This window comes from Halomonas sp. G15, from assembly GCF_021282295.1.
Lineage (GTDB): Bacteria > Pseudomonadota > Gammaproteobacteria > Pseudomonadales > Halomonadaceae > Halomonas > Halomonas alimentaria.
In genome coordinates, this window is sequence record NZ_JAJSPA010000039.1 from 22,143 (window position 1) to 32,677 (window position 10,535).

Below are 10,535 nucleotides of genomic sequence, written 5' to 3' on the forward strand. Positions count from 1 at the left end.
ACATGACAGCCCCGCCCGGGCTGGGTATCGTGGAGGACCTCATCACAGCCCGTCACCGCATGACCCTGATCCCGAACGCTTCCCCGAGGCGTGGTGTTCTCGCCCTGCTGGCGACCCTCGCCCTGTGCCTGATCCCCGAGCCCCCGCGCACCGGAGAGCCGGGCCAGCTCGCGACGATCCTGGCCCGGGAGCTGCTCAGCGTGCACACCCGCAACACCCCCACCACCTACTACGAGGGGCGTGAGGGCCCCACCGGGTTCGAGTACGAGCTGGTACGCCGCTTCGCCGGACAGCTGGGGGTCAGCCTGACCATTCGCGCCGATCACCACATCGCCAGTGCCCTGGAGGCGGTACGCCAGGAGGGCGACATGGGTGCGGCGGCCCTGCCCCTGGAGCCCGACCTGCCGGGAGTGGTCTTCAGTCGACCGATCATCGAACTGCAGCCGGTGGTGGTCTATCGCCGTGGCCTGCCGCCCGTGGAGGCCGCCGACGACCTGCCGGGCCTTTCCATCGGCACCATCGGCGGCGCCGGCACCGGACGGGTATTGAGCGAGCTTCAGGCCGATTATCCGGAACTGCGCTGGGCGGCCTCCGCCGAGGTGGAAGTCGCCGAGCTGCTCGGCCAGGTCGAGGACGGTGAGCTCGACGCGGCGGTGCTCTTCGATCACCAGTTCCGCCTCAACCGGCTTTTCTTCCCCGGCGTGGAGCGCGGCTTCCTGCTCGGCGACCCCCTCTCCATGGCCTGGGCCTTCCCCGCCGAACGCAGCCTGGCGCTGGTCGAGGCCGCCAATCGCTTCATCTCCGAACTGCACGACGCCGGCGAGCTCGACGCCCTGGTGGCTCGCTATTTCGGCCACGACGACTACCTGGAGTATGTCGGTACGCGCACCTTCCTCGACCACGTCGAGGAGCGCCTCCCCGGCTACGCCGAGCTGTTCCGCGAGGCCGCCCGAGAGTCGGATTTCGACTGGAAGCTGCTGGCCGCGGTGGGCTACCAGGAGTCCCACTGGGACCCCCTGGCCACCTCCCCCACCGGCGTACGCGGGCTGATGATGCTGACCAACGCCACCGCCGGTGACCTGGGCGTCGCCGACCGCCTCGACCCGGCCCAGAGCATCCATGGCGGCGCCCGCTACCTGCGCCAGCTGCATGAACGCCTGCCCGAGTCGATCCAGGGTGACGACCGCCTCTACATGGCCATGGCGGCCTACAACGTCGGCCTCGGCCACCTCTACGATGCGCGCCGGATCACCGAGCAGCGCGGTGGCGATCCGGACCGGTGGGGCGACGTGCGTGAATCCCTGCCGCTGCTGCAGGAGCGCGAATGGCACAGCCAGACCCGCCACGGCTATGCCCGGGGCGGCGAGCCGGTGATCTATGTGCGCAACATCCGCCGCTATCACGAGATACTCAGCTACGTCGACCGCAGCCGGCGTGAATTCCCGCGGCTCAATGCCCGGGCCGAGGAAGCCGAGCCGGCCCGCCTGCCGCGCTGAGGCTCACGCCTGGCGACGCGAGGCGAAGAACTCCCGGAGCAGGCGCGACGCCCGAGAGGCCAGCACCCCGCCCTGCACCGCCACATGGTGGTTGTACCAGGGCTGGGCGAAGAGGTTGGCCTTCGACTCCACCATGCCGCTGCGCGGTTCGGCGGCGCCATAGACCAGTCTGGCCAGCCGGGCATGGATGATCGCCCCGGTGCACATCAGGCAGGGTTCCAGGGTCACGTAGAGGGTGCAGCCATCGAGGCGGTAGTTGCCGAGCCGCGCACCCGCATCGCGCAGGGCCCGGATCTCGGCGTGGGCGCTGGGATCATGGCCGGCCACCGGCGCGTTGTAGCCGGCGCCGATGATCTCGCCGGCGGCATCGACCACCACCGCCCCCACCGGCACCTCGCCGGCGGCAAGCCCCAGGCGGGCCTGATCCAGGGCCCGATGCATGTAGAATTCATCGCTGCGCACCGCCGTCGACTCCGTGTAGACTGGCTTGAAACAACTGTATGAATGGTGGCCATGGCCGCCGCCCAGGAGAGCCCCATGCCCGATGCCCTGAACGACCTGGTGAACCTGCTGGCCCTCGAGCCCCTCGATGAGACCCTGTTCCGCGGCACCAGCCAGGACCTCGGCCTGCCGCAGCTGTTCGGCGGCCAGGTGCTGGGCCAGGCACTCTCGGCGGCCAGCCAGACTGTCCCCGCCGAGCGCCGCGCCCATTCGCTGCACGGCTACTTCCTGCGTCCGGGCGACCCCCACCGCCCGGTAGTCTATCAGGTGGACACCATTCGCGACGGCGGCAGCTTCACCACCCGCCGGGTCACCGCCATCCAGAAGGGGCGGCCGATCTTCTTCTGCAGCGCCTCCTTCCACGGCGAGGAGGAGGGCTTCGACCACCAGACCGCGATGCCCGGGGTGACATCACCGGAGCGCCTGATCGAGGACGGCGCCAGGCTGGCTCGCTTCGACAATCACCCCATCGAGTTCCTGCTCGACAGCCAGGAATGGGACGCCGGCCAGCCGGCCCGCAAGCGCGTCTGGTTCCGCCTGGTTGGCGACCTGCCCGACGACCCCGCCACGCACCGCAACCTGCTGGCCTACAGCTCCGACTTCAACCTGCTGACCACCGCCCTGGTGCCCCACGGCATCGAGTTCCGCGACCCCAAGCTGCAGATCGCCAGCCTCGACCACGCCCTGTGGCTCCACCACGAGGTGCGCGTCGACGACTGGCTCCTCTACGACATGGACAGCCCCTGGAGCGGCGGCTCTCGTGGCTTCGCTCGCGGCAGCATCTACGACCGCCACGGCCGCCTGATGGCCTCCACCGCCCAGGAGGGGCTGACCCGGCTGCGCGACGGGGAGGGCTAGCCGCGGCGCCCCGCCAGCGCTAACATGCCTGTCAGGCCGCAATAGCTCAGTTGGTAGAGCAACGCATTCGTAATGCGTAGGTCGGAGGTTCGACTCCTCTTTGCGGCACCAGAAATATCAATGAAAACGGCTACTTGGCGCATCGGCGCGGTAGCCGTTTTGCGTTTCTGGCACTCCGTCACCCCTCCTCGGCGACGTCGGTCCGTTGAGCCGGTATGCTTCTACAGTCACGGAGCGACTCGCAGGAGTGATCCACCGGCATGGCACGCCCTCCCTACCTCCAGATTCCCCCATGGCTGTGGCTGATCGCCCTGGTCGGGGTGATGCTGTCGCTGGCCACCGCGCAGCAGGCGCGCCGTGATGCCGGGGACGAGGCGATGCAGCGGCTCGCCTTCAGCGCCGACCAGGTCACCCTGCGTGTCGAGGAGCGCCTCGCCGCCTATGCGCTGATCCTGCGCGGCGCCTCCGCGCTGTTCGACGCCTCGGAGACGGTGGACCGCGGCGAGTGGCGCACCTTCGTCGAGGGCCTGCAGGCCTCGGCGCTGCTCGACAACGTCGAGGGCATCGGCTTCGCCCGCCATGTGACCGCCGAGCGGCTGTCCGACTATCTGGCAACGGTGCGCGCCGAGGGCTTCACCGACCATGCGATCGCCCCCTCCGGTGAACGCGAGGCCTATGGCCCGGTGCACTACATCGAGCCCTTCAGCGGCCGCAACCGGCACGCCCTGGGCTACGACATGTTCGCCGAGCCCGTCCGGCGCGCCGCCATGGAGCGGGCCCGGGACACCGGCAAGGCAACCCTGAGCGAGCGAGTCGAGCTGGTCACCGAACAGGGCGAGCCGCAGCCGGCCACCCTGATGTACCTGCCGGTCTATCGCCGCGATATTCCGCAGGCGAGCACCGCCGAGCGACGCGACGCCCTGCTCGGCTGGGTCTACATGCCCTACCGCATGTATGACCTGATGGCCGGCATCCTCGGTGACCATGACTGGAGCGACGGCCAGCCTCTGACGCTGAGCCTCCACGAGAGCGAGGGCGACGCCCGGGGAGCTCTGCTCTACGCGAGCGACTCCGAGCCCGCCCCCGCCTCGACTTTCCAGCAGACCCGACACATCGATATTGCCGGCCAGACCTGGCGGCTGCTCTTCCGCCATCGTTCGCCCGGCGCCGCGGCCGACCTCACTGCCGCCGGATGGCGCCTGGCCGGTGGCCTCCTCCTTACCCTCCTGCTCTGCGCCCTGATCGCCTCGCTGCAGGGCACCCGGGCCCGCGCCCTGGCCATGACCCAGGCACTGACCCGGACCATCCGCCAGCGCGAGACCCAGCTGGAGCGGGCCGTCTCCCGCCTGAGGACCATCGCCGGGCGCATTCCCGGCGTGGTCTATGAATTCCGCCTCGAGCCCGGCGGGCATTCGCGCTTCCCCTATGCCAGCGATGGCATGCGGCAGATCTACGGCGTGGCACCGGAGCAGGTACAGGACGACGCCACCCCGGTATTCTCTGCCATCCACCCCGACGACCGCGATGCCGTGGTGGTCTCCATCGCCCGTTCCGGCGAGACCCTGACCCCCTGGCGCCAGGAGTACCGGGTGCGGTTGCCGGGCGACCGGCTGCAGTGGGTGTTTGGCGACGCCCCGGTCTCGAGCTGCCGGTGAGCGTCAATATGGCGGCCCGCCAGCTGCGCCAGCGCGAGCTTCCCGCGCGGCTGGCGGAGCTGCTCGCCGAGCAGCCGACCCTGCCCTCCGGCAGCCTGGAGCTTGAGATCCTCGAGACCAGCGCCCTGGGCGACCTGGCGCTGATCAGCGAGCTGCTGGAGGCGTGCCGGCGCCTCGGCGTACAGGTCTCGCTGGATGACTTCGGCACCGGCTACTCGTCGCTGACCTATCTCAAGCGGCTACCGGCAGGCACGGTCAAGATCGATCAGAGCTTCGTGCGTGACATCCTGGGTGCCCCGGAGGACATCAAGATCCTCGCCGGCGTGCTGGGGCTGGCCAATGCCTTCGAGCGCCAGGTGATCGCCGAGGGAGTGGAGACTCTGGACCATGGCCAGCTGCTGCTGCGCCTGGGTTGCGAGCTGGGGCAGGGCTACGGCATCGCCCGCCCGATGCCAGCGGACGCCATTGCCGACTGGTGCCAGGAGTGGCAACCGCCGACCAGCTGGGCCCAGCAGGCACCGCTGGCACCCGGCCAGTTGCCGTTGCTGGTTGCCGGCGTGGAGCATCGCGCCTGGTGCCGGCACCTGCATCACCTCCTGGAGGCAGACGCGAGTCCGTTGCCCACGCCGCTTGCGGACTCGCACTGCCACTTCTGTGACTGGCTGGCCCTCGACCACGATGACCTGCCCGACCTGGATCACCTGGCGGCACTGCACCGGGAGGCGCACGCCCTGGTCGCAGCACTGCTCGAACGCGGCGTCGATGGCGATACCACCGAGCAGCACCGCACCCTCGACGAGGCGTGTGCGATACTGCTGGCGGAGATCGAGCGCCTGCTCACCACGTGAGCAGGCGCGGGGAGGGTCAGGTCAGGACTTGCCGGCGGTAAAGCCGCCGTCGATCATCAGGGTGGTGCCGGTGATGAAGCTGGCCTCATCACTGGCCAGGAACAGGAAGCCGTTGGCGACCTCCTCGGGGCGGCCCAGCCGGGCCATCGGGTGCAGGGAGATCAGCCCTTGCAGCAGCTCGTCGTCCAGGGCCTGGAGCAGTGGCGTGTCGATGTAGCCCGGCCCGATGGCGTTGACCCGAACCCCCTTGGGGGCGGCCTCGATGCCCAGGGTGCGGGTCAAGTTGACCACCCCGCCCTTGGCTGCGGTGTAGGCGGCGGTCTGGGACTGACCCATCATGCCGAGGATGGAGGCGCAGTTGACGATGCTGCCGCTGCCCTGGCGATACATCACCCGCAGCGCCGCGCGGGCCACACGGAAGACCCCGTTGAGGTTGATGTCGATGATGCGCAGATATTCGTCGTCGCTCACCTCGTCGGAGGGGGTCACGCCACCGATACCGGCATTGTTGAATACCGCATCCACGCTGCCCAGCTCGGCGACGGTCTCCGCGAACAGGCGGTCAACCTGGGCGGTATCGGTGACATCGCATGCCTTGAACAGGCAGCGGCCGGCATGCCTGGCATCCAGCTCCGCCGCCCGGGCCGCACCCTCGCCACCCTCGAGGTCGGCGATCACCGCGCTGGCCCCCTCCTCCAGGCAACGCTCCACGCTGGCCAGGCCGATACCGCTGGCGCCGCCGGTGACGATGACGTTCTTGCCCTTCATTCGCATGAGCTCTGCTCCCTGTGATGACTTCCTGACGACGCACGACCGCGCCGCGGTGCCATCAGTGTAGTCGAGCCGGGGACCACCCCGCCCTCTTCTCGCATGGCGTTGCAGCCAATTATCGCCCTGTCTTGACGTGCATCAACTCATCCCAGCACGTGGTGTAGCGCGGCGTGCGCCGCTCGCAGCGCAGCTTCCAGGCGTTGTCGCGCCGCGGCAGGCCGAAGCGCACCGTGTCACGACCCATCTCGCGATTGAGCCGGTCCAGGGTCGCCATCAGCCGCTGGCTGCGCGCGCGGCGCGCATCGTCCTCAGGTGTCTCGAGCAGCGAGGCCTGGCGCCGCTCGAAGTCCACCAGGTCGAGCAGCATCACGCCGCACTTCTGGTAGCGGTAGCCCTCCAGGTAGATCGCCGCCAGGGCGCGGCTCGCCGCGGCCAGCAGCTCGCGACTGTCGGCACTGGGGGCCGGCAGCGCCACCACCGCGGCGTTGCGGTACTGGGGCTCGCCGGCCAGGAAGGGGTTGGTGCGTACGAACACCTGGACCGCCTGGGCCAGGCTGCCCTGACGGCGCAGCTTCTCGCCGGCCCGGGTGCAGTGCTGGCGCATGGCTGCCTCCAACTCATGGCGCTCGCCGGTGAGCCGCCCGAAGGAGCGCGACACCAGCAACCGCCGGCGCGGCTCGCTCATGTCATCGAGGACGATGGCCGGCCGCCCGCGCAGCTCCCAGACCATGCGCTCCATCACCACCGAAAAGCGGCTGCGTACCCAGCGTGGATCGGCCTCGCGCAGCTGCCAGGCGTTCTCGATGCCCATCAGCGCCAGCCGCTCGGCGCTGCGTCGCGCCACGCCCCACAGGTCATCCACCGGGCAGGCCTCGAGCACCCGGCGAGTGGCCTCACCCTCGGCGTCCAGTCGACAGACACCCTCGAAGGCGGGCTCACGCTTGGCCAGGCGGTTGGCCAGCTTGGCCAGGGTCCGGGTGGGTGCCAGCCCCACGCCCACGGGGATGCCGGTCCAGCGGCCGACGGTGTCGCGCAGCTCCCGGCAGCGCGGCTCGAGCTCGCCATCGGGGAAGCCGAAGAAGCCCACGAAGCTCTCGTCGATGGAGTAGGGCTCCACATCGGGGGAGAACTCGCCCAGCACCTGATTGACCCGTCGCGACATGTCGCCGTAGAGCGCGTAGTTGCTGGAGAGCAGCACCGCCTGGCGGCGCACCGCCGGCGGCAGCAGGTGCAGCGGCGCGCCCATGGCCACGCCCAGCGCCTTGAGCTCGTGGGAGCGCGCCACCACGCAGCCGTCGTTGTTGGAGAGCACACCTACCGCTCGCCCCTCCAGGCGCGGGTCGAAGACCCGCTCGCAGCTGACGTAGAAGCTGTTGCCGTCGACCAGGGCGATCACCGCTCGCCCCCCGGCAGGGCGTGGAGCACATGGGTGACCACGCCCCACACGTGGCACTCGCGGCCCGCCAGGGGGATCGGCGCGAAGCGCGGGTTGCTGGCCACCAGCCACACCTCGCCGCCGCGCCGCGCCAGGCGCTTGACGGTGGGTTCCCCCTCCAGGGCGATCACCACCACCCGGCCGGGCAGCGGCTCCAGGCTGCGGTCCACCACCAGCAGGTCGCCGTCATGGATGCCGTCGCCGAGCATGGAATCGCCCTCGGCACGCACGAAGTAGGTGGCCGCCGGACGCTTCACCACATGCTCATGGAGGTTGATCTCCGCCTCGAGGTGATCGTCGGCGGGGCTGGGGAAACCCGCCCGCACCCGACAACCCATCAGCGGCAGGCTGGAAACCGCGGTACCAGGCTCGGCGCGACCGATCACCCGAGCCCGAGTCGAATCCGTCAATGCCATAACTCCCCTCCTGCATTAACTGTATATAAGATCAGTATTCAGCAGTCGAAGAGTTCTGGCAACCCGTCGGTACGCCAGAAACGCAGCGGGCCGCCCGAAGGCGACCCGCTGCTCATGGGCATCGGCGCAGGGTTGCTGTATCAGCCGCGTCCCCCGCCGCCCTGGTTCATCATCCGGCCACCACCGCCCTGGCCACGCGGGCTGCGCTGCTGCTGGAGGATCTGCTGGCGCATCTGCTGGCGATGCTCCTGGCGAATGCGTTGGCGCTCGGCATCGGAGCCGGCACCCTGCATGCGCTGGTGATAGTCGCGACGCTGCTGCTGGTTCATCATCGGAAAGCCGTAGATGCCATCCGGGTCGAAGCCGCGCTCCTCGGCGCGCTGGCGCATGAAACGCTGGTGCTCGGCCTGGATGCGCTGACGCTCCTCCACAGTGCGGGCCTCGCGGATCTGCTGCTGGAACTGGTCGCGCTCCTGCTGGTTGAGCATCGGACCACCATAGAGCCGCTCCTCGTCGGCGACATTCTGGGCCTGGGCGAGGCCGATCGACAGGCCCAGCAGGGCAACGGGAAGCAACTTCAGGGAGTGCCTGATGAAGCGTGGGGTAGCCATGGTCATCGCGTCCTCTAAGAGTGAGTGCCTCTCTTGCTATAGGACGGGAATGCCGATCTGACCAGCGCCACGCCTCCCTGACACCCAGAGATCCCCATGATCTTGTCTCATATCAAGCGATACGCGACAGCGGCAACTGCTCAAGCGGCACTGGGCGGCTGAACAGGAAACCCTGGAAGGCATGGCACTCGTGGGCGATCAGCCAGTCGCGCTGGGCCTCGGTCTCGACCCCCTCGGCGATCACCTCCAGCTCCAGGCTGCGTGCCAGGGCGATGATGCTGGCCACGATGGCCGCCGAAGCCTCGTCGACGAGCAGGTCGCGCACGAAACTCTGGTCGATCTTGAGCTGGTCCAGCGGCAGGCGCTTGATGTAGGAGAGCGAGGAGTAGCCGGTACCGAAGTCATCCAGCGAGAAACGCACGCCTCGCTCACGCAGGCGCAGCATCTTGGCCCGCGCCTCGTCGCGCTCCTCCAGGAACAGGCTCTCGGTGACCTCCAGCTTGAGGCGTTCGGCCGGCGCCCGGGTGGCATCGAGGATCGCCACCACCCGCTCGACGAAGTCCACCTCGCGGAACTGCCGCGGGCTCACGTTCACCGCCAGCGTCAGGTGCCGCCTGGCGGGGTCGGCGGACCAGGCGGCCAGCTGCCGACAGGCACTCTCCAGCACCCAGGCGCCGATGGCCACGATCAGGCGGTTCTCCTCGGCCAGGGGGATGAACTCCCCGGGGGACACGGCTCCCCGCCGGGGGTGCTGCCAGCGCAGCAGGGCCTCGACGCCGCGGATCTCGCCCGAGTCCGTGACCTGGGGCTGATAGTGGAGGTGGAGCTCCTCCCGCGGCAGCGCCTGACGCAGGTCGGCCTCGAGGCGAGCGCGGGCCTGCAGACGCACCTGCATCTCGGGGTCGAAGAAGCTCAGGGTGTTGCGCCCCGCCGCCTTGGCCTGGAACAGCGCCATGTCGGCCTGCTGGAGCACCTCGTCAAGGCTCGTCTCGTGATCACGGAACAGGGTGATGCCCAGGCTGCCGGTCACCATCAGGCGTTCACCGCCCAGCAGCACGGGGGCCTGCAGGGCCGACAGCAGCTTGTGCGCCACCCGCTCGGCGATCACCGCGACCTCCTCCGGGCGCTCGCCGAGGTCGTGGAGCAGCAGCGCGAACTCGTCGCCTCCCAGGCGGGCCAGGGTATCGGTGTCGCGGACCACCGCCCCCAGTCGCCTTGCCACCGAACGCAGCAGCTGGTCCCCGCTGTGGTGGCCCAGGGTGTCATTCACCTGCTTGAAGTTGGGTTCTTCGCAGACTGGCGTGAAAGCGAAGCAACCTTAGGCAGAGGCGGGATAGAGAAACGGCGGTAAATCCGAGTAAGCTGATGTTCACCACAAACCCCAGCCTACGGATACCGCCGTTGCCATGGATGCTACCCCGCTCTGCCTGTTCTGGAAAGGTTTCACCGTCGCCCATCACGAATTCCTGGATGAGCAAACACTACGGCTCCAGTTGGCGCCTGATGACCTGATCCCGCCAGTCTGCAGCGGCTGTGACCATGCCTGCTTTCTCGTCCATGACGTGCATCACCGTCGCGTCCGAGAGGCGCCGTTACTGATCTACCGGGTGGAGCTGGAGGTGCCGGTACGTCGCCTGCGCTGCCCCGTCTGCGGCCCGACACGCGAGCGCATTGACTGGTTGCCGGGTCGTTCACCGGTGACCACTACGCTGCGCCAGTGGGTGGAGCGTCTGGTCGAGTTGCTGCCGATCCGGCATGTCGCCGACTTGGTCGGCCTGCACTGGCATACCGTCAAGACCATCGATAAGCAGCGCCTACTATAGAGCGACAATTACTCTGGCCGGCCGACGACAACTACTGTGACCGGTTGCCCTAAGCTTGACCGCTTGTCCCGACCCACCAGGGAGCCGGTATGGCGGTCACCAGCCAACAGGTCACGCTCTA

The 10,535-nt window shown here is 68.8% G+C and carries 11 protein-coding genes, 1 tRNA gene and 1 pseudogene; 6 read left to right on the forward strand and 7 right to left on the reverse strand.

The genetic code is table 11. From position 1 onward, the window contains the following. The first annotated feature begins 59 nt into the window (after positions 1 to 59). Positions 60 to 1,496, forward strand: a complete 1,437-nt coding sequence (mltF, locus tag LWH48_RS14985) for a membrane-bound lytic murein transglycosylase MltF (RefSeq protein ID WP_232913177.1) — start codon at positions 60 to 62, stop codon at positions 1,494 to 1,496. Between the two features lie 3 nt (positions 1,497 to 1,499). Here mltF and tadA read toward each other — a convergent pair whose 3' ends face one another. Further along, positions 1,500 to 1,958, reverse strand: coding sequence for a tRNA adenosine(34) deaminase TadA (gene tadA, locus LWH48_RS14990; RefSeq protein ID WP_232913166.1), 459 nt, complete (start codon positions 1,956 to 1,958; stop codon positions 1,500 to 1,502). A gap of 75 nt (positions 1,959 to 2,033) precedes the next feature. Here tadA and LWH48_RS14995 point away from each other — a divergent pair, with 75 nt between their 5' ends. From LWH48_RS14995 to LWH48_RS15010, 4 genes are all read left to right on the forward strand, one after another. Continuing rightward, a complete protein-coding gene (locus tag LWH48_RS14995; protein ID WP_232913167.1) occupies positions 2,034 to 2,855 on the forward strand; it encodes an acyl-CoA thioesterase in 822 nt (273 codons plus the stop codon). A 35-nt stretch (positions 2,856 to 2,890) separates the two neighbouring features. Beyond that, a tRNA-Thr gene (locus LWH48_RS15000) sits at positions 2,891 to 2,966 on the forward strand. Positions 2,967 to 3,115: 149 nt separating this feature from the next. Then, on the forward strand, positions 3,116 to 4,510 hold the full coding sequence (locus LWH48_RS15005; RefSeq protein ID WP_232913168.1) for a CHASE domain-containing protein: 1,395 nt from the start codon (positions 3,116 to 3,118) through the stop codon (positions 4,508 to 4,510). Further along, complete coding sequence (locus LWH48_RS15010; RefSeq protein ID WP_232913169.1) at positions 4,507 to 5,358, forward strand: EAL domain-containing protein; 852 nt, start codon at positions 4,507 to 4,509, stop codon at positions 5,356 to 5,358. The genes LWH48_RS15005 and LWH48_RS15010 overlap by 4 nt, the downstream gene beginning before the upstream one ends. A gap of 21 nt (positions 5,359 to 5,379) precedes the next feature. Here the strand turns inward: LWH48_RS15010 and LWH48_RS15015 are convergent, their stop codons facing one another. The 6 genes and pseudogenes from LWH48_RS15015 to LWH48_RS18310 all read right to left on the reverse strand — a co-directional run. After that, positions 5,380 to 6,132 carry an SDR family NAD(P)-dependent oxidoreductase gene (locus LWH48_RS15015; RefSeq protein ID WP_232913170.1) on the reverse strand — a complete coding sequence of 251 codons (753 nt, stop codon included), beginning with the start codon at positions 6,130 to 6,132 and terminating at the stop codon, positions 5,380 to 5,382. Between the two features lie 112 nt (positions 6,133 to 6,244). Then, the gene (locus tag LWH48_RS15020; RefSeq protein ID WP_232913171.1) at positions 6,245 to 7,525 is read right to left on the reverse strand and encodes a Y-family DNA polymerase; all 1,281 of its coding nucleotides are present in this window, start codon (positions 7,523 to 7,525) and stop codon (positions 6,245 to 6,247) included. Further along, entirely contained in the window at positions 7,522 to 7,980 is a 459-nt protein-coding gene (locus tag LWH48_RS15025) for a LexA family protein (protein WP_232913172.1), read from the reverse strand. Before LWH48_RS15025 ends, LWH48_RS15020 begins: the two co-directional genes overlap by 4 nt. Before the next feature lie 140 nt (positions 7,981 to 8,120). Next, positions 8,121 to 8,591: a hypothetical protein gene (locus tag LWH48_RS15030; protein ID WP_232913173.1), complete on the reverse strand. Its 471-nt coding sequence runs from the start codon at positions 8,589 to 8,591 to the stop codon at positions 8,121 to 8,123. Between the two features lie 112 nt (positions 8,592 to 8,703). After that, positions 8,704 to 9,486: a putative bifunctional diguanylate cyclase/phosphodiesterase gene (locus LWH48_RS15035; RefSeq protein ID WP_269816233.1), complete on the reverse strand. Its 783-nt coding sequence runs from the start codon at positions 9,484 to 9,486 to the stop codon at positions 8,704 to 8,706. A gap of 27 nt (positions 9,487 to 9,513) precedes the next feature. Further along, positions 9,514 to 9,864, reverse strand: a pseudogene (locus tag LWH48_RS18310) (diguanylate cyclase domain-containing protein); the annotation flags it as partial. Positions 9,865 to 9,997: 133 nt separating this feature from the next. Between LWH48_RS18310 and LWH48_RS15040 the strand changes: the two are divergent. Beyond that, complete coding sequence (locus tag LWH48_RS15040) at positions 9,998 to 10,414, forward strand: helix-turn-helix domain-containing protein (protein WP_232913175.1); 417 nt, start codon at positions 9,998 to 10,000, stop codon at positions 10,412 to 10,414. The last annotated feature ends 121 nt before the right edge of the window (positions 10,415 to 10,535 follow it).